Below are 17,378 nucleotides of genomic sequence, written 5' to 3'. Positions count from 1 at the left end.
CTTTCTGCGCACCCCACAAAAAATAGACTATGCTGTCTACATGTCTACTTTTCCTGAACTATGGACCCTAGCCCGCTCACTGCGCCAGGACTATCGCTGGGTGGATCTCACCCACAGTTTCCATGCCGGCCAGCCCCACTTCGGGGCGCTACCCGATGAGACTCGCGAGCGCCTCTACACCGTGGAGGAGCATGGCTTCGAAATCGACCGCTACAGCATTGTGGGCCAATGGGGCACGCACGTGGATCCGCCGGTGCACTTTGTTACTGGGGCTCGCCCCTTAGATGAGATCCCCGTCGAGCAAATGGTATTGCCGCTCGTGGTGATCGACGTCCATGAGCAGGCCGCCGCGGACGCCGATTACAGCCCCACAGTCGAGGACATCCTGGAGTGGGAGAAGCGCCACCGGCCCATCCCCGAGGGCAGCTTCGTGGCACTACGCACTGACTGGTCGCAGCGGTGGCCCGATGCAACGGCAATGAATAACGCCGATGAGGAGGGCATCAACCACTATCCCGCGTGGAACCCGACGGTCGTGGAGTGGCTCATCACCGAGCGGAATATCACCGCGCTCGGGCATGAAACCACCGATACCGATCTCGGGGCACGGGTGAGCCGCGGTGAGCTGCCTAGCGAATTGCTGCTGCTGCAGCATGACCGGTGGCAGATCGAGATGCTGTGCAACCTGAATCAGGTACCTGAGGTGGGTGCGCTCATCGTGGCCTCGTGGCCGAAGCCGCTGCACGGCACGGGCTTTCCTGCCCGCGCCTTCGCTATTGTTCCGGAGCCGGCAGCCCGCTAGCCGCCGAATCCCGGCAGCAGCATACGCGGGCTGAGCACGGCCACCAGAAAGGACGAGGTGGAGCGCAAGGGCTTGAGATCCCAGCTTTCGAGCTTAAGGGAGTCCACGAAGCCTGCGGCGTGGGCATCGGCGAAAAAGTCGTCGAATTCATAGCCGCGGCCCGCCCCAAAACCAATCACGGCGCGACCGTGCGGGCCCAAAACGCCATGCAGCGCTTCGAGTGCTGGGAGGCGGCCCTCGGGCGGCAGGAACCCCATCACATTGCCGGCACAGACGATGAGATCGAAGGGGCCAGCGGGTACCTCGCCGGCGGTAAGATCCCCGACATGCCACTCGGCGTCGGGATAATCCTTGCGGGCGTAATCGATCAGCACCGGATCGAGGTCCACGCCCACGACGGTGTGGCCGCGCTCCGCGAGATAGCCGCCGACGCGGCCGGTGCCGCAGCCGGCGTCGAGAATGCGCGAACCACGCTCGGCCATCGCGTCGATGGTGCGTGCCTCGCCCACGATATCGCGGCCCTCTGCAGCGAAGGCGCGCCAGCGGGCGGCGTAGTTCTCGGAATGGTCAGGGTTGGAGGCGAGCATCTCGTGCCAGGTGGGCATAGCGTCCTTTACTCAATGGGCGGCGGCCACGAGAGGGTTATCCCTCGAGGCGGATCGTGCGCAGGGTGGTACGGGCAACAAGCCGATCGCGCTGGAAGCATTCCACGCTGATCAGCTGGGTGGTCGCGCCGTTATGCAGCGGGGCAGCAATCACCGTCACCACTCCAGCCTTGACGGAAGAGATCATATCGGTGGTGTTATTCACCCCAGCCACGGGCTGGCCATCGGCAAGAATCATAGCGAGAAGAGAGCCGGTGGACTCGGCGAGGGAGCAGAACACACCCCCGTTGACCAGACCGAAGGGCTGCAGATGCCCCTCGGCGACAGAAATCTGGGCGCGCACCTGCTTGCGGGAGACCACGGTGTAGTTCACCCCGAGGGTGGCATCAAGACCCGTGTTGATCTCATTGAGTTCGCTGAGTTCGGCATCGGTGAGCGGACGGGAGATAGCGGTATTCAACAACTCTGCGACAGACATACGACCAGTCTATACGCCACACGTCCTACCCCGTGAAGTCATCGTTGCGCGTGCCGATGCGGTCGATATGACTCTCCCGTAGCGTGACGTCTACGATTGAGCACATGTCGAATGCAGAAAAACTCGCCCCCATTGGTGTCGTTGGCCTCGCAGTAATGGGGTCCAACCTCGCCCGCAACTTCGCTCACAAGGGTCACACCGTTGCGGTGTACAACCGCAGCTACAACAAGACCGAGGCCCTCATCGCCGACCACGGCGATGAAGGAGACTTTCTGCCCGCCGCCACCATCGAGGAATTCGTGGCCTCGCTGGAGCGTCCCCGTCGCGCCATCATCATGGTGCAGGCCGGTAAGGCCACCGATGCCGTGATCGAGCAGCTGGCCGACGCCATGGATGAAGGCGACATCATCATCGATGGTGGCAATGCGCTCTACACCGATACCATCCGTCGTGAAGCGGAGCTCAGCGCCCGCAACCTGCACTTCGTTGGTGCCGGCATCTCCGGCGGCGAAGAAGGCGCTCTCAATGGGCCGGCCATCATGCCCGGCGGCTCCGCCGAGTCCTATGAATCGCTCGGGCCGCTGCTGGAGTCCATTTCGGCTCAGGTGGACGGGGTGCCCTGCTGCACCCATATCGGCCCCAATGGTGCCGGCCACTTCGTGAAGATGGTGCACAATGGCATCGAGTACGCGGATATGCAGGTCATCGGCGAGGCCTATCACCTGCTGCGCTATGCGGCGGGCATGACTCCCCAGGAGATCTCCGAGGTGTTCTCTGAGTGGAACAACGGCGATCTGGATTCCTATCTCGTAGAGATCACCGCCGAGGTGCTCAAGCAGGTGGATGCCGAGACCGGCACCCCCTTGGTCGACATCGTGGTGGATGCCGCCGGGCAAAAGGGCACGGGCCGCTGGACCGTCAAGGCCGCCCTCGATCTCGGTATCCCCGTGACCGGTATTGGCGAGGCCGTCTTCGCCCGCGCCCTCTCCGGCGATCGCGCGATGCGTGCCGCTACCTCCGGTGAGCTCGCCTCCGGTTCCCTGCGCACCCTCAAGGACCTCGGCGTGACGCGTGAGGACTTCATCAACGATGTCCGCGCCGCTCTCTACGCCTCCAAGCTGGTGGCCTACTCGCAGGGATTCGACGAGATCAAGGCCGGCTCCGCTGAGCACGGCTGGGATGTTGATCCCCGCGATCTCGCCACCATTTGGCGCGATGGCTGCATCATTCGCGCGAAGTTCCTGGATCGTATCCGCGAGGCCTATGACTCCACTCCGGAGCTGACCTCGCTGCTGCTCGATCCCTACTTCCGTGCGGAGATGGAGCAGAGCATGGATGCCTGGCGTCGCGTGGTGGTTATCGCCACCCAGCTGGGTCTGCCCATTCCGGTCTTCGGTTCCTCGCTGTCCTACTACGATTCTTTGCGCTCCTCGCGCCTGCCCGCCGCGCTCATTCAGGCGCAGCGTGACTACTTTGGCGCCCACACCTATGAGCGCATCGACCGTCCGGGCAGCTTCCACACCCTCTGGAGCGGTGACCGCACCGAGGTCGAAGCCTAGGAGCACTGTGCGCACCTTCAGGGATCTCGCTTTACCCGATCAGCTCGTTCACGAGCTCACCCGCCGTGAGCTCACCCACCCGACAGCGATCCAGGAGGCGACGATCCCTGATGCGCTATCGGGGGCCTCGGTTATCGGCCGCAGCCATACCGGTTCGGGGAAAACCTATGCCTTTGCCCTGCCGCTGATTACGCGGCTCGCCACCGATGAGCGGCTCTCTCGCACCTCCGCGCCCGGCCAGCCGCGCTCACTCATTCTCGCCCCCACCCGCGAATTAGCGCAGCAGATCACCGATCGTATCGAGGATCTTGCTGCCGCGGTGGGGCTGCGCACCCTTGTGCTCAGCGGCGGGGTACCCGTCGCCACCCACCGCACCCAGCTGGCCGCCCCGGTGGATATCGCCGTGGCCACTCCCGCGCGGCTGCTCGATCTGCGCCGACGGAAGTTGTTGAGCTTGGACGCGGTGGAGATCTTCGTCGTCGATGAGGCCGATCACCTCACCGAGGTGGGCTTTGCCCCGCAGCTCGATGCCATCGCGGCCCGGATACCCGAGAGCGCCCAGAGGCTGGTGTTTTCCGCCACGGTGGATCAGAGCACCCGGCGACTGGCGCCGCATGCCCGCGTCCACGAGCTCTCTGATGGCGCCGCCACCGCCGCGGTCGAGGGTTTGAGCCAGTGGCTGGTGATGGTGCGCACGAAGGAGCAACGCGACGCGCTCATTCATCGCCTCGCCCGCCGGCGCGCGAGCACGATCATCTTCTGCTCTACGAAGGAAGACGTCGATCGCTACGCCCGCGATACCGGCGCCTGCTCGGTGCACTCCGATCGCACCCAGGCCCAGCGCACCGCGGCCGTGGAGCGCTTCTCCTCCGGCGAGGAGCCCGTGCTGATCTGCACCGATATCGCCGCCCGCGGCATCGACATCGCCAATATTGACCTGGTGGTGCACCTCGGTCTGGCCTTCGACCCGAAGTCCTTTGTGCACCGCTCCGGCCGTACCGCTCGCTCCGGTGCGACAGGCAATAGCCTGAGCATTATCGACGCCAACCGCCAGCACCGCGCCGAGGAACAATTTCGCAGCGCCGGGGTGACTCCCCGCCAGCTGGAACTCGATTCCGCCGAGCTCGACTCGCTGATCGGCCCGCTGCGCCAGCCTCGTTCCACCCAGGGGGAATCTGCACGTACCCAATCAGGCGGGCGCACGGGCAAGAAGTCGAGTTCTGGCTCCCGCCGCTCTGCTGCGGGCTCACGCGGCGGCACCGCGCAGCAACCCGCGCAGGGTGGGCGCCGCGGGTTTCGGCCGAAGAAGAAGAAAAAGGGCGGCGCCTGGGGCAAAGGCTCTGTGACGACACGCCGACATATTCCCACGTAGGATAGATAGTTCGGTATTGTTTTAGCCGATCAACAATTATGGATATACTTTTCAGCATTCTGGCTCTCCTCGGCTTTGTGGCATTGACCGCCGGCACGGGACTATTCGTGGCAATCGAGTTCGCTCTCACCGGGCTCGAGCGCTCCACCATCGATAACCACGTCGCACGCAAAAAAGACGCTGTCTCTCAGCGCGTTCGCGATGCCCACGAGAATCTCTCTTTCGAACTCTCCGGTGCCCAATTGGGCATCACCATCACCACCCTGGCAACGGGCTATTTAGCGGGGCCGGTACTGGCCCGCTTCTTCACCCCGCTGCTGGAATTAGTGGGCCTTTCGGAGCGTGCGGCCTCGCCCATCGCTTTGATCCTCGCCCTGATCGTGGCCACCTTCTTGTCCATGATCTATGGCGAGCTGCTGCCTAAGAACATGGCGATCACCGATCCGTGGGCCACCGCCCGCGTGGTGGTCACCCCAGTGCAGTGGTTTAACAAGGCACTCAAGTGGTTTATCACCGCGTTGAACTCCTCGGCCAACTTTATTGTGCGCAAGCTCGGTATCGAGCCCGCCGATGAGCTGGCCAGCGCCCGCTCCGCCCAAGAGTTGGGCGCTTTGGTGCGTAACTCCGCCCAAGTGGGCACCTTCGATGTGTCCAAGGCGCGCATGATTGATCGGGCGCTGAAGTTCGGCGAAGCCACTGCCGAGGAGTTTATGACTCCTCGCTCTACTATTTTGTTCCTGCACAGCACGGACTCGGTGGAGGATTTGGTCCAGCTGGCACTGGAGTCCGGTCATTCCCGCTTCCCCGTGGTAGACGACGATCTCGACGACACCATCGGCGTCGTGCACATCAAAAACGCGTTCTCCATCCCCAGGCACCGGCGCCCCGAGGTGCCGGTGGCGCAGCTGGCCCGCGAAGTCAATACCGTGCCCGATTCCCTCGATGGAGATGCCGTGCTCAATGCGGTACGCTCCGCCGGCTCCCAGATGGTGCTGGTCGCCGATGAGTATGGCGGCACCGCCGGTATCGTCACGATCGAGGACGTGGTCGAGGAACTGCTCGGCGAGGTCTATGACGAACACGACGATGCCGAGGCGGAAAAGGACTTCCGCCGCGTCGGCGATTCTTGGGAGGTTGCCGGGCTGGTTCGCGTCGACGAGCTCGCTGAAGCCATTGGTTATGCCGCCCCCGATGATCACCGCTATGAAACTGTCGGCGGGCTGATCATGACGTGTTTGGGCCGCATCCCCCAGCCGGGCGATGTTGTCCTGCTCCCGCTCACGGAACACGATATGCGCGATGAATTCGAAACCGGCATGACCGGGCGCTGGATCGCCTCGGTCGCAGCCATGGACGATCGCCGCGTCGAACGCGCATTCTTTACCTCTATCAGCAACGAAGAAGCAGCGGAGTACGCCTCATGAGTGGAATCCAAGCAATCATCTTCGCCATTGTCCTTTTGGCTCTCAACGGCTTCTTTGTCGCCGCCGAATTCTCGCTCATCTCCTCGCGCAAGGACCGCATCGACGCGCTCATTGCCCAAGGAAAAACGCGGGCAAAGAAGGTGGAATACGCCACGGAGCATCTCTCCATCATGCTCGCCGGTGCGCAGCTGGGCATCACCATCGCCTCGCTGCTGCTCGGTAAAGTTGGCGAGCCAGCAATCGCGCACCTTTTGGAACGCCCCTTCGGCGCCCTCGGGGTGCCCGAATCCTTATTGCACGCGATCTCCTTCGCGATCGCCCTAGCAGTCATCACCTTCTTGCACATTCTCGTTGGCGAGATGGTGCCGAAGAATATCGCCCTCGCCGGCCCCGAAACCCTGGCCATGATCTTGGTTCCGGCCCACATTCTCTTTGTGAAGATGATGCTGCCCATCCTGAACTTCATGAACTGGGTGGCACGGCATACCCTGCGGCTCTTCGGCATCGAGCAAAAAGACGAGCTGGATTCCGCAGTGGACACCGAGCAGCTGGCCATTATGGTCTCTGAGTCCCGCTCCGAGGGGCTTCTCGACGCCGAGGAGCATGCCCGCCTCGCCAAGGCCCTGCGCACCGATAAGCGCTCGGTGCGCGAGGTGCTCATCCGCAAGGAAGATGTCCACGCCATTCCCTTCGGCGAGCGCGGCCCCACCGTGCAGCAGCTGGAAGAAGCCGTCAATGAGACCGGCTATTCCCGCTTCCCCATCACTGGGGCCACTGGCAACTATCTCGGCTATGTCCACATCAAGGACGTGCTTGATCGCCTCGCCTCCTCCAGCTCCTCGGAGCAGGACGTGATTCCGCGCTCCCAGATCCGCCAGCTGATCAATATCGACGCCTCCGGCGTGCTGGATCAGACTCTGCGCCGGATGCGTAGTAGCTCCGCCCATATGGCGCAGGTGCGCGATCGCGGCCAGCTCATCGGCGTGATCACCCTCGAGGATCTCATCGAGGAGTATGTGGGCAACGTCCGCGACTGGACCCACGAGGACACCGCAGATGCCTGATCTGCTGGCCCCTGCCGAGTGGCAGCGGCGACGCGGGGAGCATGAGCGTCGCGTCGACGCGCTCACCGAGCAGCACCTGCGCCGTCGCTCACGGCAAGAAAAGCACCCGGTGTGGGACTTCATGTTCGACTACTATCCCTTCTCCCCCGGCAAGATGCGCCGGTGGCATCCGGGGATGGACTGCACGCTGATAGGCGATGCCCCGCACGCCCAGTGGTCCTTCTATCGCTCCACCGGCGCCGGGGATGAGGCTCGCACCGGCGTGGATCTGTCTGCCCTCGCACCCAAAAGGGTCCGCCTCTGGCGCTTCCTCGCCGAGCTACTGCAGCGCGAGGAGAGCAACCCCGCTCGTTTCGATTGCTTCGGCATGCACGAATGGGCCATGGTTTACCGCACCGATGAGGCCCGCCACGCGCTGCCGCTTCGCTTGGGCGCTGCCGGCACGGATGCGGTGGTCGAGGCCCATGGCCCGCTGAAGTGCACCCACTACGATGCCTTCCGCTTCTACACCCCGCCCGCACGCCCGCTGAATATCCGGCCCTTACAGCGCGAGGATCAACTCAGCTGCGAACAGCGCGGCTGTCTGCACGCCACCATGGACCTATATAAGTGGTCCTTTAAGATGCTGCCGGTAGTCCCCAGCGAGCTTGTTATCGACGCCTTCGAGCTGGCCTGCGAGGCACGCACCCTCGACATGGAGGCCTCCCCCTATGATTGCCGCGGCCTCGGCTTCGGCAGCGTGGCCGTGGAAACCGCCGCGGGCAAAGCCGAGTATGTGGCCCGCCAGCGCGCGCTGTCTCGCGCCGCCGAGCCGATCCGACACCGTCTGCGTTACTACGTCGAGCGTGCTCTTGCCACTACACTTAATGAGTGAGTCTTGAACCACAGCTAAAGGTTCACACTAATCACAATGTGAGGAAGAGGTGCACCCGTGGCCCGTCACGCATCCGGAGAATCTAATTACCGGCTATCGAAGGAGCTCATCACCGCAGGCGTGGTGGTGATTGCACTGGTCATAGCCCTCGTCGTGTGGCTTGCGGTGCGCTCATCCGCCGATAGCGCTGATAGCACCTTCGCCAAAGAATGCATCGAGGGCGATCTGCCGGTGCCCGTAGCGGTCAGCTCCTCCACCCCCGATGCGGTGGTCTCTTCGCTTGTCGACGAATACTCGCAGAGCTCCCCCGTGGTCAAAGATCATTGCGTGAACCTGAACACCGTCGATGATCCCGCCAGCGCAGCCGTTCTGATCTCCACCGGAACCCGCGGCGAGGTACAACGCCAACTGGATGCTGCACAGCTTTCTCCCGCCAGCGATACCTGGGCTATCGCCGCGAGCACCCCGGTTGGTTTGGCCTTTAAGCCCGATTCCCCGGCCCCGGATCAGGACTGGGACGCACAGCCCGCCGAGCGCGTGTTCTACCCCGAGCCGACCCAGAACCCGGCCGCCGCGTTAGTCGCCGCCGCTGTGTCCAAAGACAACCCCGATACCGGTGCACAGCTGCTCAAGGCCAATACCCTGCCCTCTTTCGAACCCGCAGCCGAGAGCCAGCTTCTCGCCGTGACCGAGTCCGAGACTCCCGAGGGCATGGACTTCTTCGCCCCCGATGACACCCAGGTTCCCACCTTCGTGGTGCCGCTTGTGACCCATGACGTCATTTCGGAGGAACAGTCCCGCGCTGGGGCGCATTTCGCCAAGTTCGTCACCGCCCATAACGAGGGCGCCGAGGACAAGTCCGTCACCTGGGCCACCACCGCCGATATTCTCAACGAGCGTTATGCCCAGGTTCCGGAAGAATCCACTGGCTCCACCACGCAGCCGATCAACCACACCCTGCTGCTGCTCGATACCTCCGAGGCGATGAATGCCTCGCCCTCCGGGCACTCCCTCTATGCCGAGACTGCCCGCATCGCCGATCCCCTAGTGGTCTCCGCGATCCGCGGCGGCGGCACGGTGGCCTTGTGGAACTACTCGTCCCCGCTCAACCCCGGTGTGACCAAGGGGTGGCGCAATAACATCGCCTTCAGCAGCGATAGCACCGCCATCGTCGACGCCATGAAGCGCTTCGGCACTGGTGGGCAGCCCCAGACCCGCGAGGCCCTGGCCGCCGCCTTGCCGGTCGCAGCCGACTACGCCGCGAGCACCGGCGAGGCCGTCCAGATTGTGCTCGTGACCTCCGGCACCGTCGATCCGATGAACGATGAGCAGCTGCGCACGATCCTGCAGCGCTACGCCGATGCCAATGTGCAGCTGGACGTGCTCACCGTCGGCGGCGGCGCAGAGGACACAGTGGTCACCGACTTCGCCCGCAGCACCGGCGGTTATGTCGGCACCGCCACCGATACCCCCGAGATCGCCGAGGGGCTGCAGCAGTCCTTCGGTATCGAGCGCCCCTAAGCCACAGCCACATAAGGGCTACTACGCAGCAGAGTTTCTCTGCTGCGTAGTAGCTTTTGGGATAAGCGGACATGCCACAGCCCAGGGATAGAATCCACCAACTATCCCTGGGCTGTTGACGTAACAGGTGTTTAGGAGCTGCGACGGCGACGTCGAATAGCGAGCTCGTCTTCCACCTCGAGCACGGCATCGCCATCGATGCGCTCGGAGGGGAATGCGGAGATGGTGCCGGTGAGCTCCTTCATGATGCCCGGCACGGCGATACCGAAGACGCCCTGACCGTCGGCGAGAAGGTCGATGACCTCCTCCGAGGAGCGGCACTCGTAGACGGTGGTGCCATCGGAGACGAGAGTAATGGTGGCGAGATCGTCCACGCCAAGATCGCGGAGTTTATCCACCGCGAGGCGGATGTTCTGCAGGGAGATACCTGTATCCAGCAGCCCCTTGACGATCTTCAGCACGAGAATGTCTTTGAAGGAGTACAGACGCTGCGAGCCGGAGCCACGGGCGCTGCGGATCGACGGGGTCACGAGCTTGGTGCGCGCCCAGTAATCCAGCTGCCGGTAGGTGATATTCGCTACCTGGCACGCGATGGGAACGCGGTAGCCAACCTCTTCATCGGGCCCCATGGTGAAGAGGGATTCTTGCACGCCGTGGGTGGTGGATTCAGACATGTGTAATTTCTCCCTTGTTATTTTTCTCTCAGGATACGTGTCCCATAGTGCCGAGGTACAGTCCTCGTTCATTTCGAGACACACGTTTCGCTCTTATGCCTCCGGATCAGGAGTGCTTACTCAGAATACTGAGAGCACCGTGAGCCACAGTGGAGACACGCCGAAACTCTAAACCTTTAGTTTAAGCTTAGGGTGCCTGAATCACTTTGTCACCTTTTGTCACACTAGCGGTCAGTTTTATCGTCCTCGCTGCTATCGCCGCGCAGGTCGGATTCTTCCACTCCCATCGAGCGCAGCAGGGATTCAAAGTCCGCATCTGCCTGGGCATCACCGGAGGCCGAGGAGAATTCATCCGCGGTATCACTGACATCCTCGCAGTCGATACCGAAACCGCGAGAGAGATCATCGGCGGAGACGAACACGCCGGTGCGGCGCAGCACGTCCTCGGCCACGGAGATCGGGAGCTGTTCTTCTCGCGCCAACAAGATCGCATCCGAGGGACGCATATCCAGCACGGTGCCATCGCCGCAGACCAGGCTGGCGGTGAAGCGACCGCGTACATAGCCGTCGATGCGCACCTCCATCGCGGAGCCGGCGTGCGAATCAGCGAGCTGTAAGAGCACATCATGGGCACGCGGGCGCACCGGTGCTCTCCCCTGCTCGCGCGCTGCGATGGCGGCCGCAGCATCCTCGCCGATCCAGATCGGAAGAATGCGGGTGGTGCCGACGACGCGGAGGAATATGACGTTATAGTCCTCGGGCGGAATCACGAACACACCGTGATAAACGAGATCAATAAAACTGCGATCATTCATGGGAGTAGCGTCCTTATACTCACTGCTAAAAAAGAGCCACGATGTAGCGGCGCTACCCCGTGACTCTCATGGTGGTGTTACTCGGTGCGGCTAGGAGCGAAGATCGTTTTTCACCAGGCTCGCATGCAGCGACACCACCAAGGCGGTGAGCTGCTCGGAAATCTCTTGGGCCTTGTGCTTGGCCACGTCCGAGCCCGACTGCGCCACCGGGGTGGTCACCTGGGAAATAAGATCCGCTTGGCGGCGCGCCGAATGACGCACCGACTTCAGATGGCGAACATCGAAACCGAATTCCGTGAGCGCCCGCGCGGTCGAGGCCACACGCACGTCATCGGCGGTGAAGAAACCAGCGGGATCGGCGCTAATCAAGCCTGCGCCAGCGAGCTCGCGGACGAATTCCTTGTCCACGTCGGCCTGCGCCGCGACGTCATCGTCGGTCAGCCGGGTAATGGCCGGGGCCCGAAACTCCTCCGGGCTGATGATCGGCTCCACCTTCGTGGCGCTGAGCAGCGCGGTCACCTCGCCGGAGTCCATGGCCTCGAGCTGCTGGCGGATGACCTTCAGCGGCGTGTAGTTATCGCGCTGTGTGACGAGGATGTAGCGGAGACGCTCCACATCCTTGTCCGTGAAGCGGCGATAGCCGGAGGGAGTGCGGGAAGGTGTGATGAGGCCCTCGGATTCGAGGAAGCGAATCTTAGACACCGTCACATCAGGGAACTCGCCCCGCAGGCGCTCCAGCACCACGCCGATAGACATGGTCTGCTGGCGCGCATGACGCAGTGGCTTCACGCTGCCGTCTTTAGAATCCCGTAGTGCGCTCACGTTGTTTTTACCCTTAGGTTTCTTCTTTTGATCTTTCGGTTCACGCGGTGCCGCTTGGCGCGTCTGCGCCGGCGACACGACCCGTATGCATCCTTTGTAGCCTAGCCGAGGGCTGGGGCGCTACTACTTCTTTGGACCGGCAAGGAAAACGAGGCGGAACTTGCCGATCTGCACCTCATCGCCGGTGTGCAGTGCCTCAGCATTCTTCGGCTCGCGGTTGACGTAGGTGCCGTTCAGGCTTCCCACGTCTACTACCTCAAACTGGCCCTCGCCATCGCGACGGAACTCGGCGTGGCGACGAGACACGGTGACGTCGTCAAGGAAAATATCGCTCTCTGGGTGGCGCCCCGCGGTGGTGGTCTCCTGGTCGAGCAGAAAACGCGAACCGGCGTTCGGGCCCCGCTTCACCACCAGCAATGCTGCCCCCTCGGGCAGGTTGCCCGCGCCAGCATTCGCCGGTGCAGCCTGAGCCCCAGACTCCATTTCCTTAAGCAGATCAGCGCGGAAAACAGATGTTGTCTCCACCTGAGTCTGGGAAACGTCAGTGTTGTCACTCATTGAGAAAAACCTCCGGTTGCTCGAGCACAGTGTGTCTTCGTCCCTCACCGCGGGTGCGGTGGCCGCCGTAGCGCTGGGTGAACAAAATCGTCTGCCCTACGGAATCTATCAAGCACAGCTCGTCGCTGCAGGGTCGTAATGTCTACATCATACGTGGCGTAGTAGCTCTTGGGTGTTTAAGCCCAGTGCCTGAGCCCGTTACGATTGCGTAACAAAACCTTAGCGCGCTGGGCAGCCTCCCCTACGGCCGACATAGCCTATGAGCTTCATCACACGCCGGTGATGAGGGGATTTATCGGAACATTCCTGATATCCCGCCCATCACCGAGTTACCGCTGCCGGACAAGGGGTTGTCATTGACCATGTAGGTCCATGTGGCCGAGGGGCGCACGAGCCCCTCATCGCCGAGGTGCGCGCCCTCGTTATCGATCAGCACATCCTCGAAGCTCTGCACGGCATCATCCACGGCCTGCTGCACGAGCTGCTTGAACTCGGAGACAGCAATGCGGTGGAACTCGTCGATGGGCGTTTCTTTCGCAATCGCCCGCAGGTGAATGGACTCGCGGACATCGTCGAGAAGCGCGAGATGCTCACTCCAGCCATAGTCCAAGTGATAGAGCATGATCTCGCGGGCAGCCTGCACCAGCGTCTCGTGCTCGACTGTCTCCTCCAGCTCAGCGGCGCGCTGGGGGCTGCGCTGCCGGAACTCCTCGAGTGCCTGCTCGGAATGCAGCAGGCGCTGGCGCCGCTCATCGATGATCACGCGCTGATCTGCCAGCAGCTTATTGTATTTCCAGGTCTGGGCGTGGATCTCCAGCAGCTGGCCTTCGGTGACGCGCTGACAGTGCTCGATAAAGTCGCGCACCTTCTTCGAATCAATAGCTCCGGCAGCATCTGGGCGGGCGTGGATCTGCGTTCCTCCGCCGCCGGCATGCACCACATCATCGTCGAGGGCAACAAAAAACACCGAGCTACCGGGATCGCCCTGGCGTCCGGCGCGCCCGCGCAGCTGATTATCGAGCCGGGCGGTGCGATGCCGCGCGGTACCGATCACGGCCAGTCCACCGCGCTCCACCACGGCGTCGTGATCGGCCTCATCGGCGCCGCCGAGCCGGATATCGGTGCCGCGGCCGGCCATCTGGGTGGACACAGTCACCCGCCCGAGATCACCGGCCTCAGCGACGATCGTGGCCTCCTCGGCATCGTTTTTCGCATTGAGCACGCTGACCGGAATGTCGCGCTCTGCAAGGGCTGCGGCCAGCTCCTCGGATTCGGCCACGTCGTGGGTGCCCACCAGCACCGGCTGATTCCGGCGATGCAGCTTGTCGATCTCCTCCACAATTGCCTTGTTCTTCTCAGCGATGGTGGCATAGATGCGGTCTTGTTCATCGAAGCGCTGCAGCGGCGTATCCCGCTCGATCACCGATACCCGCAGGTCATAGAATTGGCGCAGCTGATCGGTGGCCTCCACCGCGGTGCCGGTCATGCCGCAGACCAGCGGATAGCGCTTCATCAGCGCTTGCAGCGTAATGGTGTCGAGGATGCGCCCGCCATCAGAGACCACCAGGCCTTCCTTTGCCTCCACTGCGGCTTGCAGCCCATCGGGCCATCGTTGCAGGTCGGCGACGCGCCCGCGGGAGGCGTCGATAAGCGACACCTTGCCCTCGCGCACGATATAGTGCACATCCCGAATCAGCAGTGCTTGGGCGTGCAGCGCGAGATTGACGTGCACCAAGGTAGTGCCGATGTGCTCCTCGTCGTAGAGGGTGTCAATGCCCAGGACTTCCTCGACATAGTGCGCGCCGGCGTCATTGAGAAATACATTGCGCCGCTCATCATCAACATCGAAGTGTTCGCCCTCTTTGAGCCGACGCACGATTTCGGTGATCCGCCCGGTCGGCGCCGTGGACTGATCCGTGCCCGCCAGCACCAGCGGCACCAGAGCCTGATCCACCAGCACCGAATCGGCCTCGTCGACGATCGCCACATCCGCACCCGATTGCACCGCATCCTCGGCGCGGGTGATGAGCTGATCCCGCAAGACATCGAATCCGATCTCATTGACCGAGCTATACACCACGTCCGCGGCATAGGCGTGACGACGCTGCGCCGCCGTCATTTTCTCCGAGATGAAGGACACGCTCACCCCAAAGGGGCGGAACACGCTCTCCATCCGGGTGGCATCGCGCTGCGCGAGATAGTCATTGACGGTAATAACATGCACCCGCTGACCCTGCAGGGCAAAGCCCACCGCCGCCATGGCCCCAGCTAGGGTCTTTCCCTCACCGGTGGCCATCTGGATCACATCGCCGGCCAGCAGCCGCTGCGCGGCCTGGTACTGCGAGATAAACGGCTCCTCGTCATGGGCGGCGGCACTGCAGGCGCCAATGGCGGCGAGAAGCCGTGGCATATCGCTAATCGTGGTGCCCGCGGCACGGGGGCTGCCGGCTAAACACTCCGCCGCCACGTCTGCGGCATGGTCGCCGCCAAGAGCGGAGCCCTCGCTGCGCAGAATCTGCTGCGCCTGCTCGGCTATACCCAAGCTCTTCTTCTCGTGCTTGGTCTCCTTCGCTCCGAGCGCCTTCCAAAACCACTTCATGCCAGCCACCGTTTTTGGCCATCCTCCTCGAACAGCTCCCAGATCGGGCGTGGGCCCACCCCAGAAGTCATCGCGTGCTATCGGTGTTCCAGCTTAGCGCTCGCCCCAGACACTCTCGGCAGCCTCCCACACGCACTCATCCCACCTCTCCGAGAAATCCGGCACCACTCAGCCGCCCATTGCCTACCTAAACGCCCAGCTCGGAAGGCCTTTATAGAGAGGCGCTGAGGCGTCGGTGAAGCCGCGGCGAACACTGATTAGACTGGGCAGCATGCACTCAGTCTCAGTGAAACTACCGTCCTCCACCGGCTCGCTCATGGCAGGAACCCTCGACCTTCCCGATGGCACTCCCAAAGCCTTCTCCATGTTTGTCCACTGCTTCACTGGCTCCCGCTTCACCCCAGCGGCCTCTCGCGTGTCCAAGACACTCGCCGATGAGGGCATCGCCTGCCTGCGCTTCGATTTCCCCGGCCTGGGACAATCGGAGGGCGAATTTTCCCGCACCTCCTTTAGCTCGAATGTCGCCGATATCCGCGCCGCCTACGAGTGGCTCGAGAGCAACTACGAGGCGCCGCAATTACTGGTGGGGCACTCCCTCGGCGGGGCGGCCGCACTGCGGGCTGTATCCGCCAGCACGATCGAGCGCATGCGCGGAATCCGCGCGGTGGCCACTATTGGCGCCCCCTTCGACCCCGCGCACGCCGTGCTGCACTTCGCCGACCGTATCGGCGATGTGGATGAGCATGGCGCAGTGACGCTGAAGCTCGGCGGGCGCGATATCACCATTTCCCGCGAATTCCTCGAGGATCTCGCCGAAGTCAATCCGGAAAGCTACCTGCACCGGCTCAAGGTGCCCCTGCTGTTGCTGCACTCCCCCGTGGACCAGACGGTGGGCATTGATAATGCCCAGAAGATCTTCCTCTGCGCCCGCTACCCGAAGTCACTGGTGGCGCTGGATAAGGTCGATCACTTGGCCACCCGGCCTGGGGCCGCGCAGCGCGCCGCGCACCTCATCGCCACGTGGGTAAGCCCTTATCTGCAATCGACGGCCGACTCCGACGCCGAGGATGTCCTGCCCGAGGGCGTGGCCCAAGCGCAGTCCATTCCCGCCGGCGCATTCACGGACTTGGTCCACACTGGCTCACGCAGCTTCACTACCGACCGCGAAAAGGAACTCGGCGGCAAAAACCTCGGTATCGCGCCCAGCTCCTTGCTCATTGCTGCGCTCGCCGCGGCCACCTCCGAGGAAATCCGCGCCGCCGCCCGCGAGTCGCGCATTCGCGAGCTGGAGGACGTCCGGGTCTCCGTGACCACGGTGGTCGGCACCGACTCCGACCAGCCGGTACTGCGCCGCAATATCTCCTTGATCGGCAATCTCAGCGATGAGCAGCGCGCGGAACTGCTCGCCGCGCGCGACAACTCCCCTGTCGCCGCCATGCTCTCCCATGTCCGGATCGAGGATATCGATGACTAATATGCCGGGTCACATCCTCGATGGGGACACCCGCTGCCCCTGCTGCTCTGGACAAAGCTACGGCGAGTGCTGCGGTATCTACCACGGAATCAGCTGCTCCTGGGACGTCACCTGTGCGCCGCCGGCCCCCACGGCCGAGGCCACCATGCGCGCCCGCTACACCGCCTTCGCTGTGGGCCACGGCGACTATCTACTCGCCACCTGGGCACCAGAGGATTCGCCGGCGCGTTTATCGCTTAACGGTGAATCAATGAAGCTCTACCGGCTCGACATTCTCGAAACCACCCAGGGCGGCCCCATGGACGATGTAGGAACAGTCAGTTTTGCCGCCTACCATCGCGGCCCGAACGGCCCCTTCATTCAACGGGAACGATCTCTGTTCCGCCGCCGCGCCGGGCTCTGGTTGTACACCAAAAAAATTCCCCTGACCTGCTGATTGGACTCGCCGGCCAACACTGCTGTAATCTACTCGCTGTTGGAACACGCCGCCCCCGTGGCGCGGGTGAACAACATCGGACTGTGGCGCAGCTTGGTAGCGCACTACACTGGGGGTGTAGGGGTCGCAGGTTCAAATCCTGTCAGTCCGACTCTTCAGAGGCCGCAGGCCGGACATCGTCCGGTCTGCGGTTTTTCCTTGCCACCACCCCGCCAACTGAGCCCGCAGGGCATGCAGCGCTCTTCGCGGCGGACAGGTGCTTGGTAGATATTGGCGTATCCCACTACCCTTGAGACGATGG

General features: G+C 62.9%; 16 protein-coding genes and 1 tRNA gene. 10 read left to right on the top strand and 7 right to left on the bottom strand.

Annotated features, from left to right (window positions below; translation table 11 throughout):
* Positions 1–40: 40 nt before the first annotated feature.
* Positions 41–802 (top strand): cyclase family protein, encoded by a 762-nt coding sequence (locus KRX12_RS07915; protein ID WP_218366278.1) that lies wholly within the window; start codon positions 41–43, stop codon positions 800–802.
* Here KRX12_RS07915 and KRX12_RS07910 read toward each other — a convergent pair.
* Entirely contained in the window at positions 799–1,407 is a 609-nt protein-coding gene (locus KRX12_RS07910) for a bifunctional 2-polyprenyl-6-hydroxyphenol methylase/3-demethylubiquinol 3-O-methyltransferase UbiG (protein ID WP_218366277.1), read from the bottom strand. The genes KRX12_RS07915 and KRX12_RS07910 overlap by 4 nt on opposite strands.
* A gap of 37 nt (positions 1,408–1,444) precedes the next feature.
* Complete coding sequence (locus KRX12_RS07905; protein WP_218363211.1) at positions 1,445–1,885, bottom strand: PaaI family thioesterase; 441 nt, start codon at positions 1,883–1,885, stop codon at positions 1,445–1,447.
* A gap of 104 nt (positions 1,886–1,989) precedes the next feature.
* Here KRX12_RS07905 and gndA point away from each other — a divergent pair, with 104 nt between their 5' ends.
* The 6 genes from gndA to KRX12_RS07875 are packed head-to-tail and all read left to right on the top strand — an operon-like array spanning position 1,990 to position 9,699.
* Positions 1,990–3,444, top strand: coding sequence for an NADP-dependent phosphogluconate dehydrogenase (gene gndA / locus KRX12_RS07900; protein ID WP_218366276.1), 1,455 nt, complete (start codon positions 1,990–1,992; stop codon positions 3,442–3,444).
* Positions 3,445–3,451: 7 nt separating this feature from the next.
* Positions 3,452–4,816, top strand: coding sequence for a DEAD/DEAH box helicase (locus KRX12_RS07895; protein ID WP_218366275.1), 1,365 nt, complete (start codon positions 3,452–3,454; stop codon positions 4,814–4,816).
* Positions 4,817–4,854: 38 nt separating this feature from the next.
* Positions 4,855–6,240 (top strand): hemolysin family protein, encoded by a 1,386-nt coding sequence (locus tag KRX12_RS07890; RefSeq protein WP_218363208.1) that lies wholly within the window; start codon positions 4,855–4,857, stop codon positions 6,238–6,240.
* Positions 6,237–7,304, top strand: a complete 1,068-nt coding sequence (locus KRX12_RS07885) for a hemolysin family protein (RefSeq protein ID WP_218363207.1) — start codon at positions 6,237–6,239, stop codon at positions 7,302–7,304. Before KRX12_RS07890 ends, KRX12_RS07885 begins: the two co-directional genes overlap by 4 nt.
* A complete protein-coding gene (locus tag KRX12_RS07880; RefSeq protein WP_218366274.1) occupies positions 7,297–8,178 on the top strand; it encodes a 3-methyladenine DNA glycosylase in 882 nt (293 codons plus the stop codon). The genes KRX12_RS07885 and KRX12_RS07880 overlap by 8 nt, the downstream gene beginning before the upstream one ends.
* A 57-nt stretch (positions 8,179–8,235) precedes the next feature.
* Positions 8,236–9,699, top strand: a complete 1,464-nt coding sequence (locus KRX12_RS07875) for a hypothetical protein (protein WP_218366273.1) — start codon at positions 8,236–8,238, stop codon at positions 9,697–9,699.
* 131 nt (positions 9,700–9,830) lie between these two features.
* Here the strand turns inward: KRX12_RS07875 and KRX12_RS07870 are convergent, their stop codons facing one another.
* The 5 genes from KRX12_RS07870 to secA2 form a co-directional block, all read right to left on the bottom strand.
* A complete protein-coding gene (locus KRX12_RS07870) occupies positions 9,831–10,373 on the bottom strand; it encodes a MerR family transcriptional regulator (protein ID WP_218366272.1) in 543 nt (180 codons plus the stop codon).
* 224 nt (positions 10,374–10,597) lie between these two features.
* The gene (locus tag KRX12_RS07865) at positions 10,598–11,188 is read right to left on the bottom strand and encodes a bifunctional nuclease family protein (RefSeq protein WP_218366271.1); all 591 of its coding nucleotides are present in this window, start codon (positions 11,186–11,188) and stop codon (positions 10,598–10,600) included.
* Between the two features lie 90 nt (positions 11,189–11,278).
* Entirely contained in the window at positions 11,279–11,944 is a 666-nt protein-coding gene (locus tag KRX12_RS07860; RefSeq protein ID WP_151528876.1) for a MerR family transcriptional regulator, read from the bottom strand.
* A 189-nt stretch (positions 11,945–12,133) separates the two neighbouring features.
* The gene (gene odhI / locus KRX12_RS07855; RefSeq protein WP_151528827.1) at positions 12,134–12,568 is read right to left on the bottom strand and encodes an oxoglutarate dehydrogenase inhibitor Odhl; all 435 of its coding nucleotides are present in this window, start codon (positions 12,566–12,568) and stop codon (positions 12,134–12,136) included.
* A gap of 292 nt (positions 12,569–12,860) precedes the next feature.
* Complete coding sequence (gene secA2, locus KRX12_RS07850) at positions 12,861–15,176, bottom strand: accessory Sec system translocase SecA2 (protein WP_218366270.1); 2,316 nt, start codon at positions 15,174–15,176, stop codon at positions 12,861–12,863.
* Between the two features lie 262 nt (positions 15,177–15,438).
* On the opposite strand from secA2, the gene KRX12_RS07845 reads away from it, so the two are divergent.
* From KRX12_RS07845 to KRX12_RS07835, 3 genes are all read left to right on the top strand, one after another.
* Entirely contained in the window at positions 15,439–16,641 is a 1,203-nt protein-coding gene (locus KRX12_RS07845; protein ID WP_218366269.1) for an alpha/beta fold hydrolase, read from the top strand.
* The gene (locus KRX12_RS07840; RefSeq protein WP_370625564.1) at positions 16,634–17,077 is read left to right on the top strand and encodes a YchJ family protein; all 444 of its coding nucleotides are present in this window, start codon (positions 16,634–16,636) and stop codon (positions 17,075–17,077) included. Before KRX12_RS07845 ends, KRX12_RS07840 begins: the two co-directional genes overlap by 8 nt.
* A gap of 77 nt (positions 17,078–17,154) precedes the next feature.
* Positions 17,155–17,228 (top strand) — tRNA-Pro (locus KRX12_RS07835).
* Positions 17,229–17,378: the final 150 nt, after the last annotated feature.

It is taken from the genome of Corynebacterium sp. TAE3-ERU2 (assembly GCF_019209955.1).
GTDB classification, from domain to species: Bacteria; Actinomycetota; Actinomycetes; order Mycobacteriales; family Mycobacteriaceae; genus Corynebacterium; species Corynebacterium megadyptis.
The sequence above is the reverse complement of the archived record's forward strand: the minus strand, read 5'-3'. Positions and strand labels throughout refer to the sequence as shown.

What these genes read in the sequence shown, in the direction of transcription:
- KRX12_RS07915 (WP_218366278.1), top strand. Translation starts at nt 41, where the DNA reads ATGTCTACTTTTCCTGAACTATGGACCCTAGCCCGCTCACTGCGCCAG.
- KRX12_RS07910 (WP_218366277.1), bottom strand. Translation starts at nt 1,407, where the DNA reads ATGCCCACCTGGCACGAGATGCTCGCCTCCAACCCTGACCATTCCGAG.
- KRX12_RS07905 (WP_218363211.1), bottom strand. Translation starts at nt 1,885, where the DNA reads ATGTCTGTCGCAGAGTTGTTGAATACCGCTATCTCCCGTCCGCTCACC.
- gndA (WP_218366276.1), top strand. Translation starts at nt 1,990, where the DNA reads ATGTCGAATGCAGAAAAACTCGCCCCCATTGGTGTCGTTGGCCTCGCA.
- KRX12_RS07890 (WP_218363208.1), top strand. Translation starts at nt 4,855, where the DNA reads ATGGATATACTTTTCAGCATTCTGGCTCTCCTCGGCTTTGTGGCATTG.
- KRX12_RS07885 (WP_218363207.1), top strand. Translation starts at nt 6,237, where the DNA reads ATGAGTGGAATCCAAGCAATCATCTTCGCCATTGTCCTTTTGGCTCTC.
- KRX12_RS07880 (WP_218366274.1), top strand. Translation starts at nt 7,297, where the DNA reads ATGCCTGATCTGCTGGCCCCTGCCGAGTGGCAGCGGCGACGCGGGGAG.
- KRX12_RS07870 (WP_218366272.1), bottom strand. Translation starts at nt 10,373, where the DNA reads ATGTCTGAATCCACCACCCACGGCGTGCAAGAATCCCTCTTCACCATG.
- KRX12_RS07865 (WP_218366271.1), bottom strand. Translation starts at nt 11,188, where the DNA reads ATGAATGATCGCAGTTTTATTGATCTCGTTTATCACGGTGTGTTCGTG.
- KRX12_RS07860 (WP_151528876.1), bottom strand. Translation starts at nt 11,944, where the DNA reads ATGTCTATCGGCGTGGTGCTGGAGCGCCTGCGGGGCGAGTTCCCTGAT.
- odhI (WP_151528827.1), bottom strand. Translation starts at nt 12,568, where the DNA reads ATGAGTGACAACACTGACGTTTCCCAGACTCAGGTGGAGACAACATCT.
- KRX12_RS07845 (WP_218366269.1), top strand. Translation starts at nt 15,439, where the DNA reads ATGCACTCAGTCTCAGTGAAACTACCGTCCTCCACCGGCTCGCTCATG.
- KRX12_RS07840 (WP_370625564.1), top strand. Translation starts at nt 16,634, where the DNA reads ATGACTAATATGCCGGGTCACATCCTCGATGGGGACACCCGCTGCCCC.